Source organism: Myxococcales bacterium (assembly GCA_016720545.1).
Taxonomy (GTDB): domain Bacteria; phylum Myxococcota_A; class Polyangia; order Polyangiales; family Polyangiaceae; genus JAAFHV01.
This window is the reverse complement of sequence record JADKKK010000034.1, coordinates 283,300-298,256: the sequence shown is the minus strand read 5'-3', so window position 1 is coordinate 298,256 and position 14,957 is coordinate 283,300. Positions and strand designations below refer to the sequence as shown.

The 14,957-nt window shown below is 72.9% G+C and carries 13 protein-coding genes; 4 read left to right on the top strand and 9 right to left on the bottom strand.

The window, feature by feature from the left end:
• Positions 1-27: 27 nt before the first annotated feature.
• The 4 genes from IPQ09_27900 to ylqF all read right to left on the bottom strand — a co-directional run bounded on the left by IPQ09_27900 (position 28) and on the right by ylqF (position 4,457).
• The gene (locus IPQ09_27900; protein MBL0197971.1) at positions 28-1,032 is read right to left on the bottom strand and encodes a hypothetical protein; all 1,005 of its coding nucleotides are present in this window, start codon (positions 1,030-1,032) and stop codon (positions 28-30) included.
• A 20-nt stretch (positions 1,033-1,052) separates the two neighbouring features.
• Positions 1,053-2,291 carry a hypothetical protein gene (locus IPQ09_27895; protein MBL0197970.1) on the bottom strand — a complete coding sequence of 413 codons (1,239 nt, stop codon included), beginning with the start codon at positions 2,289-2,291 and terminating at the stop codon, positions 1,053-1,055.
• A gap of 184 nt (positions 2,292-2,475) precedes the next feature.
• Positions 2,476-3,504: a hypothetical protein gene (locus IPQ09_27890; protein ID MBL0197969.1), complete on the bottom strand. Its 1,029-nt coding sequence runs from the start codon at positions 3,502-3,504 to the stop codon at positions 2,476-2,478.
• Complete coding sequence (ylqF, locus tag IPQ09_27885; GenBank protein ID MBL0197968.1) at positions 3,501-4,457, bottom strand: ribosome biogenesis GTPase YlqF; 957 nt, start codon at positions 4,455-4,457, stop codon at positions 3,501-3,503. Before ylqF ends, IPQ09_27890 begins: the two co-directional genes overlap by 4 nt.
• Before the next feature lie 173 nt (positions 4,458-4,630).
• Between ylqF and IPQ09_27880 the strand changes: the two genes are divergently transcribed.
• Positions 4,631-4,903, top strand: a complete 273-nt coding sequence (locus tag IPQ09_27880) for a hypothetical protein (GenBank protein MBL0197967.1) — start codon at positions 4,631-4,633, stop codon at positions 4,901-4,903.
• A 21-nt stretch (positions 4,904-4,924) separates the two neighbouring features.
• On the opposite strand, the gene IPQ09_27875 is transcribed toward IPQ09_27880, so the two are convergent.
• Both IPQ09_27875 and IPQ09_27870 read right to left on the bottom strand, forming a co-directional pair.
• The gene (locus IPQ09_27875; protein ID MBL0197966.1) at positions 4,925-5,737 is read right to left on the bottom strand and encodes a hypothetical protein; all 813 of its coding nucleotides are present in this window, start codon (positions 5,735-5,737) and stop codon (positions 4,925-4,927) included.
• Complete coding sequence (locus IPQ09_27870; GenBank protein MBL0197965.1) at positions 5,734-6,999, bottom strand: hypothetical protein; 1,266 nt, start codon at positions 6,997-6,999, stop codon at positions 5,734-5,736. Before IPQ09_27870 ends, IPQ09_27875 begins: the two co-directional genes overlap by 4 nt.
• Between IPQ09_27870 and IPQ09_27865 the strand changes: the two genes are divergently transcribed.
• Positions 6,971-8,335, top strand: coding sequence for a hypothetical protein (locus IPQ09_27865; protein MBL0197964.1), 1,365 nt, complete (start codon positions 6,971-6,973; stop codon positions 8,333-8,335). The genes IPQ09_27870 and IPQ09_27865 overlap by 29 nt on opposite strands.
• Before the next feature lie 182 nt (positions 8,336-8,517).
• Positions 8,518-9,390, top strand: coding sequence for a hypothetical protein (locus IPQ09_27860; protein MBL0197963.1), 873 nt, complete (start codon positions 8,518-8,520; stop codon positions 9,388-9,390).
• Positions 9,391-9,421: 31 nt separating this feature from the next.
• Here the strand turns inward: IPQ09_27860 and IPQ09_27855 are convergent, their stop codons facing one another.
• A complete protein-coding gene (locus IPQ09_27855; protein MBL0197962.1) occupies positions 9,422-9,805 on the bottom strand; it encodes a hypothetical protein in 384 nt (127 codons plus the stop codon).
• Positions 9,806-9,872: 67 nt separating this feature from the next.
• Positions 9,873-12,980 (bottom strand): hypothetical protein, encoded by a 3,108-nt coding sequence (locus IPQ09_27850; protein ID MBL0197961.1) that lies wholly within the window; start codon positions 12,978-12,980, stop codon positions 9,873-9,875.
• Positions 12,981-13,105: 125 nt separating this feature from the next.
• Here IPQ09_27850 and IPQ09_27845 point away from each other — a divergent pair, with 125 nt between their 5' ends.
• Positions 13,106-13,624, top strand: coding sequence for a group 1 truncated hemoglobin (locus IPQ09_27845; protein ID MBL0197960.1), 519 nt, complete (start codon positions 13,106-13,108; stop codon positions 13,622-13,624).
• A 147-nt stretch (positions 13,625-13,771) separates the two neighbouring features.
• Here IPQ09_27845 and IPQ09_27840 read toward each other — a convergent pair whose 3' ends face one another.
• Positions 13,772-14,920: a hypothetical protein gene (locus IPQ09_27840; protein MBL0197959.1), complete on the bottom strand. Its 1,149-nt coding sequence runs from the start codon at positions 14,918-14,920 to the stop codon at positions 13,772-13,774.
• Positions 14,921-14,957 lie beyond the last annotated feature (37 nt).

Below are 14,957 nucleotides of genomic sequence, written 5' to 3'. Positions count from 1 at the left end.
CGAGGTCGCCCGCGAGCCTTCGCGGGATCAGAAGGTCCCGGAGACGCCGCCAGCGGCGGGCACGAGGCGGACCTGGCCGACCTTCACAGGCTCTGCCGTCGTGAGGAAGACGCCCGCGAGGCCCAGCGCGGCGCCGCCGATGGCGACGCCGAACATGACCGTGGACACCGTGCCCGTCGTGGAGCTCGCGTCGAGATCGGCCTGCGCCGAGGGAGGGCAGCGCCCGTCGCTCGTGCAAACCCCCTTGAGCTTGTCGGCCCGCGAGAGGGTCATCAGCCCCGTCGCCGCGCCAACACCCACACCCGCCAGGGCGGCCCCGAAGCCGCCAAAAATAAGCGTGTTCCGGAGCGTGTTGCTCCCAGGTTCCGGTGTGCGTGGAGGCGGCGGCGGCGCCACGGGCGGCGGCTCGGGCCCTTCACCTGGCGGGGTACCCGGCGGCGGCAGGACGATCTCGACCTCGCGCGCCTCGGACTCGCCGACGGTGAGCTCGGAGCGCACGGTCTGACCGCGCGACTCGATGACGAGCCGGTGCTTCCCGGGGTTCAGCAGGTGGGACGCGGAGACCGCGTCGGTCGGGACCAGCGCGCCGTCTATCCACAGCTTGAGGAACGGATCGACCGGGCCTCGCGGTCGGACCGTGATCGAGGCGATGCGAGCTCGAAGGTTCGTGGCCAGCTGCGCCGCGTCTTGCCTGGCCTCGGCGCCGCGCGCCGACTCGTTCGGCAGCACCGGCAGGCGGAAGACCGCGAGCAGCACCTCGCGAGCCTCCACGAACTTCCCCAGGGCCGCGTACGTGCGACCAAGCTCCAGCGCGGTGATGGGCGTCGCGACGAGCGCGTACGCCGCGCGGAACTTGCCGAGCGCGCCCTGGAAGTCGTTCACGTCACGCAGCGCCTTGCCTTCTTTGAAGAGCTGGAGCGCCGTCTCGCTGTCGGAGGCCGACGGCGTGTCCGCGCGCGCGACGCTCGCGGTCGCGAGGCTCTGCAGCGCGATGGCGATCGCGGTGGCGAGGACGAAGCGGCGTGGCGTCACGGGACTCCTTCGGGGCGAGATCAGTTCTTGCACGAGCGCATCCCGAAGCGGGACGAGAAGGCGTGACAGTTGGCCTCGATCTCGGCGGCGCTGAGCGCGCGATCGTAGGTTAGCACGACGGCCACGTCGCCTCGAAAGCGCCCCTCTGCGGTGCCGTCGCTGCGGTTGGCGCCGCCGACCACGAGCACCGACGACAGGCCCGACGCCGGCCCGGCCACGGGGGGCGCGGAGCCGTCGACCGCGCCGTTCACGTACACGGCGCGCGCCCCGGCGGCCGAGTCCAGCGTCGTGGCGAGCATGTACCACTCGCTCTCGCGGAGCACGCTGCCGCCCACGAGCGGCGCGTTCATGCTCGTGCCCACGTGCTCGTAGTCCACCGCGATCCGGTTCGTGTCGGAGACCGCGAGGTAGTAGTTGATGTCGAGCGCGCCGGACTCAGCTTCGGGCGCGCCCTTCGCCACGACCGGGAAGACGTTCAAGAGCCCGGAGGCGCCGGTGTTGCCCGGCGTGCCGTCCCCGGTCTTCCGGGCCCAGGTCATGATCGTGTACTTCTGAAGGTCGTTCACGGCCCCGAACGACACGCGATCGTCGAGTCCGTCGAAGGCGAGCCGGTGCGGGTCGGCGGCCGTGCCCGTGCCCTCCCACCCGGAGCCCACGCCGCATGGATCCGCGAACCCGAGGAGCGCCCCCGAGATGGTGCTGCCGCTCCCGAGGTCCTCCCACTGCGTCGGGCCCGTCGCAGGACAGAGCTTGGTGCCCGGGTTGCCGCCGCGGTCGACGTTGCTCGCGTCGAGAGAGAACGTCAGGCCGAGGGACACCGGGTTGACGACGCGCAGTGAGGCGGGAGTCGTGCGGAGCGCGGCGCCGTCGAGGAGCGCTGTGACCTGCGCCTTGGTCCCCGGGGTGACGCCGGTCAGCACCGCCGTGTAGGTGCCGTCGCCCACGTCCGTCGTGGCGCCGACGCTGACGACGCTGGTGCCCCCGGACACGGTGAAGACGACCTGCGAGCCGACCCTTGGCACCGGATCCCCGATTTCGTTGCGTGTCGTGAGAGTGACCGTGATCCCCTTGCCGACGCCAACCCCCGTGCCCGGGACGGACACGAAGGAGAGCCCCGGCGAGCGGACTGCGGGCGCGTCGGCGTCCGCGTCGACGGAGGCGTCGACGGAGGCGTCGACGTCACCGCCGACGTCCGCGACCGGCGGGGCGTCGGGGGGGGCGTCGAGGCCGGAGTCCCCGGTGGTTACCGAAGGGTCCACCCGGAAATCGGAGATGCCAGCCACCCCCAGGCACCCGCCGAGAGACAGCGCGATGGCGAGCGAGGCGACCGATAAGAAAGCGAAGCGACGCAACGTCACAGCCTATGATCCGTTCTTCGGCCGCCGGAAGCAAGTCCGAGGCCCCGTTCTCGGTCGCGGCGGTCGAGCTTGCCCCGCAGCCGCCTCATGGAACCTTCGAGAACCACGCCCAGGTGAGATCGCGGTACTCTTCGCGCACCGTGTGGTTCCAGTCGTGGGGCCAGCTCGGGTTGAAGTAGGTGTCTTCGCAGAAGGTCACGGGCGCCCCGGGCTTGCACCCGCGGAACGCGACGCAGCCGTGCGCGGGGTCGATGGGATCCGTCGCGCTCGTGCAGCCGTTGCCTCGCGCCCAGGTCTCCGCAGCGGTCTTGCCCCACGCGAAGCGCTCGTCGTCGTCGCGCGTCCGGTGTGTGACCAGCACTGGGAGGCTCCCGCACCCGACGAGGCCACCCCCGAGGCTCCCGTCGCCGACGGCGATCGCCTTCACGAGCTTCGTGCTCGTGCAGCCAAGCTTGTGCGTGAACTTTCCACCGAAGCTGAACCCGAACGCCAAGACCCGCGCGCGGTCGGCGCAATACGTCGCGGCGACGTCGTCGAGGAGGCCGGCCACGAACGTCGTGTCGCGCTCGTCAACCAGGCTCCACATGGGGCCCGCCGCGTCCGGGTAGACGACGATGGCCTCGCCGCGGACGTGCTCTTCCATCTTGAACCACGTCTGAAACGCCTTTCCGGTGGCGTACCACCCGTGGAACACGACCACGACGGGCAGGCGCTGCCGGCCGTCGTACGCCGCCGGCGTCCACACGTGGAAGGTGCGCCCACCGACGCTTCGCGTCGTGCCTTGCGCTGGCGCCGCGCCACGGCACGTCGCTGGAGCGTCCGGGCTCGGGGAGGGCGTCGCGGAGGAGCCCGCGGAGGGCATGACGGGCGCGCTTGGCGTCGCGGAGGGAGGGGGAGCCGCGTCGGTGGTCGCGGGTGGAGGGGGCGCGGGTGGGGGGGCCTGCGAGACGGATCCCCCGGAGCCCTGGGGAACGCTCGCCGTCGCGACGGCCGGGGTCGCAGAGAGCGCGTCGGGGGTGGCGGGGCGGAACGGGCGGGCCTCGTCGCGTCGGCAGCTCGAGGTCGCGAGCAGCGCGACGAGCGCGACCCCACGAGCGAAGGGCGCGAGGGTCACGAGAGATCTCCGGACGGAGGCGCGGGCGCGGACGACCCTGCGCCCACGGAGGGCTCGGTCCCTTCCGGCGTCGCCGGTGCGCGCGGCGCCGGGCGCCGCGGGCCCTCGAGGCTGATCCGCCCGAGCGTCCCCTGTCGAAAGTCGTGGATGAGGATGTCCGCCGCCTTGTGAAGATCGACCACGCCACCGCTACGGAGCCCGCCGCGGCGCCGCCCGATCTCGGTGAGGAGGGCCTCCGCGCTGGCGGGCGTCGTGTCGAGCTTGTAGCGGGCCACCACGAGCCCCGGGTAGCGCTGGAGCAGAAGCCCGGCGCCGAACATGCCTACCTCCTCGAAGTCGATCGCCGTCTCGGGGATCGCGCCCCCGAACGCGAGGCAGAGCGCCGCGCGTGGATCGTCGATGCGTGGCCACATGATGCCCGGGTTGTCGAGGAGGGTCATGAGGCCGCTCTTCAGCACGACCTTCTGCGTGGACTTCGTGACCGCGGGCTTGTCCCCTACGGCGGCGACCTTGCGTCCCATCAGCGTGTTGATGATCGTCGACTTGCCGACGTTCGGAATGCCGACGATCATCGCGCGGATGGCCTTCCCGGCGGCGCTCCGATGCGGCACTTGGCGCGCGCAGAGCGCGTGGATCGTCCCGGCGAGCTCGCCTGGGCGCTTGGTCGTCAGCGCGCACGCGAGCACCGAGCCCTCGGGGTGGGACCGCGTCGGCTCGGGGTGCTCGGCGAAAGCTTGGAGCCAAGCGGTCGTGACCTCCGGATCGGCGAGGTCGCTCTTGCCGAGGATCTTGACGCACGGCTTCGCGCCGCGGAGATCCGCGAGCAGCGGGTTCTCGCTCGCTCTGGGCATGCGCGCGTCGAGCACTTCCACCACGACGTCGCACCCCGGCATGGCGTCGGCGATCGCGCGCCGCGCCTGGGTCATGTGCCCCGGGAACCACTGGATGGACATGGCGCCGATGTACCACGCGGCGCCCCCGGCGACAGCGCCCTCGCCGCCGGGCCCGCGGGGAGCGCGTAGGGACGCCGGAGCCTCCGGAGCCAGCGCGGGTGGGCGCGCGGCGGCGCGCGAGCGGCGCACGGGAGCGCTTTGACACCGCCGTCGCACCGGGGTAAGCGGTGCCCATGAGCGCGCCCCGAGCCTCCGCCAGCCCCCCGTCGTCGGCTCCGTCGCGCGACGCGCTCGAGCTCGCGGCCGACGTCGCGGAGGTGCTCGAGGCGTACGGGCTCGTCGCCTGCGGCCGCCGCAAAGACGGCGTCGCCCGCGTCGATTTCTGGACCCGCGAGGGGCGGGCGCACCGGTTCCCCGTGAGCGGTGACGAAGACGTCGGGAGCGTCGTGGCGGCATGCCTCGAGCTCGCCGAGGTGGTGGTGACCCCCGGGCGCCTGCTCTCCTGAGGCGCGCGTGAGCGGCCGGGACTACGCCCGCATGCCCTCTCGGTAGGAGGGAAAGCGCAGCGTCACGCGCAGCTCGCGGAGCGCGCGCGAGGCGTCGACGCGGCGGTCCGCGCGGAGCGTGGGGTGGACCTCTTCGAGCGGGACGTACCCCGGGTGCGGCAGCCCACGCTGGGCGCACACCCACCGGACGACCTCGTCGTGGGTGGTGGGGTGCTCGTCGCCCACGACGAAGGTGTCGGCGCGGAAGGCCGCCGCCGCGAGCGTGAGCGCCGCCAGGTCCTCGACGTGGAGGCGGGACGTCGCCCGCGAGCCGTCGCCTGGGACGCGGAACGTGCGCTGCGCGAGCCGCACGTGCACCCCGCGGTCCGCTCCGTAGATCGCGGGGCACCGCAGGACCGTCGCGCCGGCCTCGCGCCAGCGCTGCTCCGCGGCGAGGCGCGCGGTCGCCCGCGGCGATGGCGTGGCGGGCAGCGGCGTCGTGTCGTCGAGGTGGCCGGTGTGATCGTCGTAGACGCCCACGGTCGAGAGGTACGTGAGCGCTCGCGCGTGGGCGAGGTGGGGCGCGACGCGCGCGTCCGTCGCGCCGTCCGGAGGGAACGTCACGATCACGTGCGTGCCCGTCCCGACGAGGCGGGCCACGTTGGCGTCGAGCCGCGCGAGGTGCTCGACGGCGAGGGCGGGGTGCGCCTCGCGGAGCGCGGTCGCCCGCTCGAGGGAGCGCGACGTCGCTGTGACCTCCAGCCCGCGCCCGGCGGCCTCGCAGGCCACCGCCAGCCCCGCGAAGCCGGCGCCGAGGACCAGCACGCGGTGCACCCCGGCCTCACGGTCCGTCACGGGGTGGGGTTCCCGCCCGCCTGCCCCACGAGCAGGCCGTCGGGGTTGACGCCTACGGTCCACCGTCGCAGCGTGGCGAGCGTGTTGGGGTCGACCTCGAGCACCGTCCCGGGCGTCTTGTGGTCGCCCTCGCACACGACGAAGGGGCGGTCTCCGGCGAGCGCGAACGCGTGTGGTGCGCGGCATTCGTCAATGGGCTTGACTACATGCACCGTGACCTTCCCGGCGGCGAGGTCGACCCGCGCGAGGCTGTCGGGCGCCTGCAAGGGCACATAGGCCACGGTCGTGCCCTGCACCGCCGGCATGAAGACCTTCGCCCCCATGGGGACGGTGCGGCTCGCGACGAACGCGCGCGCGCGGAGGTCGAACACGCGTAGATCGTTTCCCTCGAGGCTCGCCACGAGGGCGCTGTCGTCGCCGACCATCGTCACGGAGTAGGGACCGTAGCGGGGCACGCCGGGCACGCCGGGCGTGCCGCCGAGCGGGTATCGCGCGGTCGGCAGCGTTGGGCTCGTGAGGTCCACCGCGGCGAGCTCATCGGACCCGTAGCACGCGACGAGCGCGGTGCGATCGTCGCGCGTGAGCGCCATTCCGTGCGGCGCCACGCAGAGGGGGCGCTGGGCGCGCAGCTCGAGCGACGCCGCGCTCCAAACCTGGAGGCGCGCGAACATCGTGGCCGGGCTGGCGTTCCCGGCGGCCGCGACCGTCATGGCCCGCTTCATGTCGAAGTGAGTGACCAGCACGCTCTTGCCGTCGTGGCTCACCACCACGTCGCCCGGGTTCTCGTCCACGTCCCGTGTGGCGCGGACCGTGAGCGAGCCTGGCAGAAGCCGCGCGAGCCTGCCGGGCGAGGTCGACACGCCGTGGCCCGCGTGCGGCTTCTTCTTCGTAGGCGATGCGCCCTCGGGTGGAAACGCGAGCGCTACGAACATGTCGCCGCCAGGCGCCTGCCCGAGGTGGTGCGGGGCCTCCCGCGCGTCGGGATCGATGTCGAGCGGCACGTTCGTGACCGTGACCCCGTCTCGGTCGATGACGCTGAGGGAGTCGGAGCCGTTGTTGGTGACGTAGATGGCGCGCTCCGGCGGCGTCGGGATCGCGCGGGGCGCGGGCGGCGGCGGCGGCGCCTTTTTGCACCCGAGCGCGAGCGCGCCGACCAGGACCCCGCCGGCCGCGCGCGCCGCGAGCGGGCGCGTCGGGGCGAACCACGCCTCCGATCCGGTGTAGAGAGTGCCCGTGCGGGCCATCGCCTTCTTCCTCCTCATCGCGGCCGTCGCAGGCTACACGACGCGCTCCGCGCACGCGAACGGCCGCTTCCCGCTCGCCCAGCAGCTCGTGGTCGCGCCTCGCTCCGCGACGCCCGCGGGCGCGCAGCCGGTGCTCGTGCTTCGCAGCACGTTCGGCCTCCTCGTCTCGCGAGACGGTGGCCGCACGTTCCGCTGGGTCTGCGAGCAGACCTTCGGCTACAGCGGCACCTGGGACCCGCCGATCGCGTTCGCGAAGGACGGCACCCTCTACGTGGGGCTCGAGGCCGGGCTCGCGACCACCCGCGACTTCTGCACCGTGAGCCGGGTGCGCGAGCTCGAGGGCGAGACGGTGAAGGACCTGTCGGTCGACGGCGACGGGGTCGTGCTCGTCATCACCACGACCCCGGGGCGGCCGAGCGCGCTCTTTCGTGGCGCGCCAGGCAGGCGCTTCGAGCGCGGCGGCAAGGGGCTCGAGGGCATGTACCTCGTGACCGTCGACGCGGCGCCATCGAAGCCCTCGAGGGTCTACGTGAGCGGTCAGCCGAACGGCACGCTGAAGGGGCGGCTGTTTCGTTCGGACGACGGCGGGCGCCAGTTCGTCGAGCAGGACCAGGTCCGGTCGCACGATGGGGCCTACTTCCTCATCGGCGTCGACCCGCGAGATCCCGACCGCGTGCTCTCGCGGTTTCTCCACCTCGAGGGCAGCGAGGTCGCCCTGTCGGAAGACGCCGGCAGGACGACGCGCACGGTGCTGTCGATGCCGAGCGCGATGTACGGCGCGGCGATCTCGCCGGACGGCGCGCGCGTCTGGGCGGGGTCGGGGCTCCCCGCCGACGGGGTGTTCGTCTCGCGCGACCGCGGGCGCACCTTCGCGCGAGCGGGCCAGGTGGGGGTTCAGTGCCTGACGGCGACCGAAACGGCGCTCTACCAGTGCGCGAACCCCTTCACGTTGGGTGGGCCCGCGCTCGGCGCCTCTAGCGACGACGGCGCGACGTTCCGCACGCTCTCGTCCTTTGCGAACGTCGAGGGCGCGGTGCCCTGCGACGGGCGCCTGAAGGGGCCGTGCGGCGAGTCCTACCTCGAGGTGCGCGCCACCCTCGCGCCGTGGCGAGACGCCGGTGCCCAGGAGGCGGGCGCGGGAGGCGCCGGCGCGGAGGGCGAGACCAACGACGCCGGGATGACCGCGGGGGCCGACGCAGGGAGCGCCGCGGGCAGCGAGCCTCCGAGGCGAGGGCGGGGATGCCTCTGCGCCGGCGCTCCGGAGCCGAAGGCGTGCGGTGGGGAGCTCACGCTGGCCGCCGCGTGCGCGGCCCTGGTCACGCTCGTTCGTCGCCGCGGCGCACGAGCTGGATGATGGGGCGTGCATCCCCCACCCATGGTCGCGCGGCCCCCACAGCGCCAGCGCCACGCGGCCGCCCGCAAGCGAGCTCCGCCACGCCGACGCAACTTTTGCGGGAAAGCGTGAGTGGAGGGGGTTGTCGGGGGGTGTAGGTCGCGACGACGAGTGGATGGCGCAAGGATTGCAGCCTCCCCTCCATGCGAACCGCCGTCGCGCTTGTGTTTGCCGTCCTTGGTGGCTCGCTCGCCCTCGCCTGTGGTGACGCCGGAGAGAACACGTCGGGCTACTACCGCAAGGGCACGTACGAGCCAACGCCCGGCCAGGGGCCCGCGGCGACGCCAGGTGCTGCCGGCGGGTCGGGTGCTGCCGGTGGGGAGGGGCCGTCGACAGGCGGTGGCGCGACCCCGCCTCCGGCTCAGCCGACCGGCGCCGGCAAGCTCGACATCACCCTCGACAACGCCGCGCCCACGCTGGAGCTCATGGCCGAGTCGAAGCTCACCGTCAACGTGGCGCCCAGGGAGGGCTTCACGGGCAAGGTCGACCTCACCGTCACCGGGGCCCCCGCGGGGCTGGCCGCGACCTTCGACAAGACGTCTCTCGAGCTCACCACGGCGTCGGCCTCGGCGATGCTCACGGTGAAGACGTCGAGCGGGGTCACGCCTGGCGCGGTGACTCTCACGGTGACCGCCACGTCCGCGAGCGGCGCGCGGGCCACTCCGGTGAACGTCACCGTCTCGCCCACTCTCACCCTGTCGATCCCCCCGAACGCTGGCGCTCTCACGGGCATGGCGGCCAACACCGCCTTCGCGCCTGCGCCGATCGACTTGAAGCTCGGCGGCAAAAAAATCGCCGTGAAGATCAAGAACAACGACTCGATGGGGCACATCATCCACGCCGGCAACACGGGCGGGTTCAACCACGGCAACCGCAACGCGCCCATCGCGCCGGGCGCCTTCGAGGGGAACGTGGAGAACGGGCAGGCCCGCGAGGTGAACGCGGCGGGGACCTACTCGTTCTACCTGCACGACAAGTCGCGCGACAACGCGAACGGCTCGATCGTCGCGCAGTGAATTTCGTCGCCGCGATCGCGGCCCGCGAGGCTCAGAGCAGGTCCGCGTTCATCAAGATGTCGATCGCGTACGGGGTGTGTGGCGCGCCCCCGAGCGCGACGACCGCCACCGCGATGGCGCGCCTCGAGGCGTCGGGCGGCACGTAGAGCGTGGCCCACCGCGCGCCCTCGCCGCGCCCCCACGCCCGCCCCGACTCGAGCAACATGCGCCGCGCGGGGGCGACCGCCACGCGCGTGTTGCGCGGGCCGAGGAGCGCCACCGCCCGCGCCGCGAACGCGATTCGATCGAACCGCTCGCCAGAGGTCTGGTCGACGAGCTCGCGCGGGGCGCGGGCCTGCTCCTCGAGGGTCCACGTGGCCTTGTTGCGCGCGTCCGACATCGCCTCGTCCTTGCTCTCGCCGTCGGCGCCGCACACTCGCGCGAGCGCCCTTCAAGGTTCGTAGCAGAGACCCCGCCAGACGCGAGCGCCGCGGTCGCGCGGATCAGCGCGCCACGCGGCTGCGCTTCGACTCGAGCTCGAGAAAGTACGACACGAGGTCGCGCTCCTTGTGGCCCTTGACGATGAGCCTCGACACGCGCCCGAAGGGCCACACCCGGGTGCCAGGCGCCACCACCATTTCCCAGTGACCCGGCTCATGGGCGCTCAGATCGATCCACTCGGCGCCGAGCCTGCGGGCCAGGATCTCGCTGAGGAAGGCGCCGTGGAGCTGCGCCTCCCGCGCGCCCTCGGGCGTGTCGACGGCGCCGCCAGCGAAGCGCCGGAAGAGATAGGCCTGCATGTGCTCGATGCCGGACAGGTCGGCGCGGAGCTCGATGCCTCGCGCCGAGCGATACGTGAGGCCGAGCTCGCGCGCGAGCAGGGTGTTTTGGACCCGTGCCTCGAGAACACACGTCGGGTGAGTGTCGACCAGGAGGGCGGCGCTGAGGCACGCCGGCAGCGGCAGCTCGGCGGCGGGCTCCGCGCCGCTGGGGTCCGCGCGCGGAAAGAGAGGCGCGCGCGCGAAGATTGCCAGCGGATCGCTCTCGACGCTCGGCGGCTTCGAGGCGCCGCGCATGAACTCGCCCGACAGCGTCGGCGAGGGGACGTCGACCTCGGCCACGCCGAGCACGGGCTCGGCGAGCTCGGCGGGGAACGAGGAGGGGAAGGGGACCGGGATCGGCCCGAACACGTCGCCGGGCTGGCTCTCCTCGACGCGCGGCGCGACCGCGAACGGCGGGTCGTCGTCGTCGTCGTCCGGTCCCGCGGTCGATGCGGCGACGGGCGCCGACTCCTCGTCGGTCGCCGGGCCCGCGAGGTGAGGCGGCAGCGTGTTGTCAGCGGGCGAGAAGGCGGGGGAGTCGAGGGAGGCTGCGCTCGCCGCCGGCGCCTCGGGAGCGGGCGGGCGCGGCGCTTCGCTGGTCGCCTTTGGCGGTGCCGCGGAGGCTGGGCGGGCGGCCTCGGGCTCGACCGGGGGGCTCGAGGGCGCGGTGGCCACGAAGGTGGGGATCGACGGGGGCTCGGAGTCCGCGGGGGCGCGCCGAGCCGGAGCGGGGGTCGCGTCCTCGTCTTCGTCCTCGACGAGGTCGTCCTCGCCTTCGTCCTCGACGAGGTCGTCTTCGACGAGGTCGTCTTCGTCGAGGTCGTGGTCGGTAAACGCTTCGCGCACCTCGTCGGGGGTCGGAGGCAGCGAGTCCTCGTCGTCGAGCGTGTTCCAGGCGGGCGACACGCCTGGACCCAGCGACGGCAGGGGTGTCGGCGGCTCGCTCGGGGGGCCCGGTGCGGCCTCGGCCTCGGCCTCCGCCGGCGCTGGCGCGGGGCGCGGCGGCGGCGTCGGGAAGGTTGGCGGCGTGTCCAGCGCCGTCTCCCGTGGGAGGTCCTGAGCCGTCGGGCGGGTGGCGGCGGAGGCTGCGGCAGGTGTGGCAGGTGCGGCAGGTGCGGCAGGTGCGGCAGGTGCGGCAGGTGCGGCAGGTGCGGCAGGTGCGAAGGGCGGCGCGGCAGGTGCGAAGGGCGGCGCGGCAGGAGCCGCGGAGCGGGGGCCGGCCGGCGCGCTCGGCGGTCGGCTGAGGGCTCGGTCCGGTGCCGAGGGTGGCTCAGTCGCCCGGGCGGCGCGGGCTGCGGCTGCGGCTGGCCAGCTTGCGCGCGCCGCGCTCGACGGGGCCGCGGGCGGCGGCGGCGCTACTGCTGCGGGGGGCGCGCTCGCCGCTCGGCTGCCCACGGGGCCCGTCAGGCGGGCGGAGCTTGGCGTCTCGGGCGGGGGCGGGCCCGGGCGCGGCGCCACCTCGGGGCTCTGCGCCGGAGCCGCCGGAGCCGCTGGGCCCGGCGCCTGAACGCGGACGAGGCCCGAGTGGCTCGGTCTCCGCTGCGCGACGGCGAGGTTCTCGAGCTGCTGTGGAGGGCGCGCGCGGCCGGGTTCGGCGCGCGGGTCCGGGAAGAACGGCGCGATCACCTCGTCGGTCGACGCCACCGACACGGGGGCCTTGGCGACGCGGGGCTGCGACGGAGGCGAGGGGCCGCGTACCGTGCCGTGGAGCACGGCGTTGGCGCGCTCGACGAGGGCGGCGTCGATGCCCTTGGTCGCGATGACGTCGCGGGCGTGCGCGTGGGCGCGCCGGGTGTCCCCCGCCGCCATCCACGCCTCGCCCGCAAGGAGGCCCAGCTCCACGAACGAGGTCATCGAGAGCGCGAGCGCGGAGACGCGCGCGGCCAGCACGGCAGGGTCCTCCCCGGCCGCGAGGAACTCGAGGCGGGCCCGCAGGTACGCGGTCGCGGGGGATCGGCCCCCGGCGCGTTCGACGCGCTCGAGGCGCTCGTGTGCGCCGCCGCGGTCCCCGGCGTCGAGGAGAAGCTCGATTTCCCACAGGTCGGCGCGCGCCAGCGGACCGCGCGTCGGCAGCTCGCGCGTGTCGAGCGCCGTCCGGTACGCGTCCGTGTCGGTGCCTGGCGTCGCCCGCTCGTCGAGGAGCGTGAGCAGCGCTTCGCGGGAGAGCTCGCGGCCCCGAGCGCCGCGCCCGCCGCCGCGGTTCGCGAGATCCTGAAGGAGCGACGGCAGCTCGACGAGCCCTTCGAGCGTGACGCGCCGATGGGTCCGCTCGCCCGGCTTGAGGCTCAGCGTGAGCTCGCGGGTGTCGAGCTCGACCGGGGCGCCCGTCGGGGCGCTCGCGAGCACGACGGAGAGGTAGAGCGCGTGGAAGAGGGCCCCGATCGAGGGGTACCCGAGGTCGAGCGCGAGCGCCGCGAGATCGAGGAAGGTGCCCTCGTAGGCGCCCGCGTGGTTGGCGCCGACCTCGTAGCGGCCGCTCTCGAAGAGCAGCTGGGTGTCGAGCATCGTCGCGAGCTTCCGCACCATCGGGCCGCGCGCGTACGCCCGTACGAGGGTCGGCTGCATGACGTCGACGCACGTGTCCGCGAGCTGCGGGGTGGCCCCCAGCTGCGCGAGGCGGTGCCGTGCGTCACCCGCCGTCGTGGCGTAGCCTTGCTCGAATGGGCGCCCAAGCGCGTTGCGCCCGAGCGCGATCTCCCCGGCGTCGAAGAGCGCGTACTCGACCTGAAACGGGCCACCCTCAGCAGTGACGAGGAGACGGCCGGCCATCGATAGCGAGGAGCTGCCCACGCGCCGAGGGTACAGCGCGCCGGCCCCCAGCGTCGAGTGCGCGTTCCTCCCCGCCGCCACGTGGTGGGGTGAGCGGCGCCTTCTCTTGCCCTCGGGCCGCGGAAGCGCTTATCGTCGCGGGCGCCATGCAGACCCGCCTTTTCGCCATCGCCGCCCTCGCCTGCGCCACCGGTCTCGCCGTCGCCTGTGGCGCGAAGCCGCCCCCCAAGGAGCCCCCGGTCGTGGAGGCGGTGGCCGACGCCGCGCCCCCCGCGGAGGTCGACGCCGCGCCCCCGGAGCCGAAGCCGCTCATCGAGCGTCTGGGCGGCAAAGACAAGCTGAAGGCCGTGCTCGAGGTGTTCGCCAAGAACGTCCAGGGCGACAAGAAGGTCTCGAAGATCTTCTCCAAGACCCTGAAGATCGACCAGTTCCGCGACATGCTCTTCGACCACATGTGCGAGAAGGCGGGCGGCGACTGCAAGTATGCCGGCAAGCCGTGGAAAGAGGCGTTCAAGGGCCTGAAGGTGACCGCCGCGCAGTGGGAGACCCTGCTCGAGGACCTCAAGGCCGCGATGGAAGAGAAGCAGATCGGCGAGACCGAGCTCGCCGACCTCGTGTCGACGATCGCGTCGCTGAAGGAAGAGATCGTCGAAGCGAAGAAGTGATGCCCGGCGGCGCGTAGGGCGCCGCGGCGTGAACGCGGGTGCCAGCCCAGCCGATGGCGAGGTCTCGCCGTCCACAGCCCCAAAATGACGCGAGGCCCGCCCGGGTGACCGGAGCGGGCCTCGGCGCGTGGGACGCGGCGTGAGACGCTACTTCAGCTTGTAGGTCGTCGTGAGCGACTGGATCGCTTCCTTCGCGCGCTTCGCGATCTCGGGGTTCTTGTGCTTCTCGTACTTCCGCATGAGCGCGAGGCTCTCTTTGTCGCGGCGCTGGTAGTAGATGTTCCACAGCGAGCGGCCGCGGACCTCGGGCTTGACGCTCTCGTCGTTCGTGACGCGCTCGAGGAAGGCGTAGTTGCGCTTGCACTGCGGGTTCGCCCCCGCCTGCCCGGTGATGCCGCCGATGAACTCGAAGCAGATCTCGCGGAAGACCATCGCGAACGGCTCGTCGAACTGCTTGTTCTTCAGGCGCTTGTCGCCTTCGTCCTGGAGGGCGTCGACGTATTCACCCTTGCACTTGATCGCGTCGTAGCCGGCCTCGGCCGCGATAGGGAGTGAGGCGTTGTCGAGGAACGACTTGGCCCACGGGCAGATGGCCGCCTTCTCGGGGCCGGTCCAGTCGTACATGTTGCGCGGCGCGGCGAGGGCGGCGACGGTGAAGTCCTTGTCCTTCGCGACCTCCTTCAGCTTCTCGAACGCGTCGAGCCGGCCGAACTCCATGAACGTGCGGTACGCGGTGTTTCGCGCCGGCGTGTTGTGGAGGCCGTCCGTCACCTTGAAGAGGCGCTCCTTCTGGCCGGCGATGAACGCGAGGTCGGTCGCCGGGGCCGCCAGGCGCACCGCGTAGCCGTCGTCCTTCTCGAGCTCGGACAAGAACGCGTTGGCGACGGCCTTCGTGGCGTTCGCCTTCTTCAGGTCCTTGTCCAGGGTGCTGAAGGTGTTGTTCGCCTGGGAGATAGCGACCGCCTTCGCCTTGGCGTCGGTCCCCGCCATGACCGACGCGTAGGTCTCGTAGAGGTCCTTCGGGCGGTTCGCACGGATCCAGTCGTAGAAGGCCGAGTCTTCCTTATTTTTGCAGGAGTAGACCGAGGCGGAGTCGACCGACACGGTGCACCCGTCGGCGAGCTTCTTCAGATGCTCGACGACGGCAGGGTTCTGCTTGAGCGTGGTGGCCGCGACCGGCGCCTCCGTGCCCTCGCCCCCGCCGCCGGCGTCGGCGCCCGCGGCGCCCTTCTTCTTGCAACCGGTCGTGGCGAGCGCCACGCCGAGGCCCAACATCAACGCGAAACGAATGTTCATCGATACCCCTTTGCGTGGCGCCGAGTGTACGAAGTCT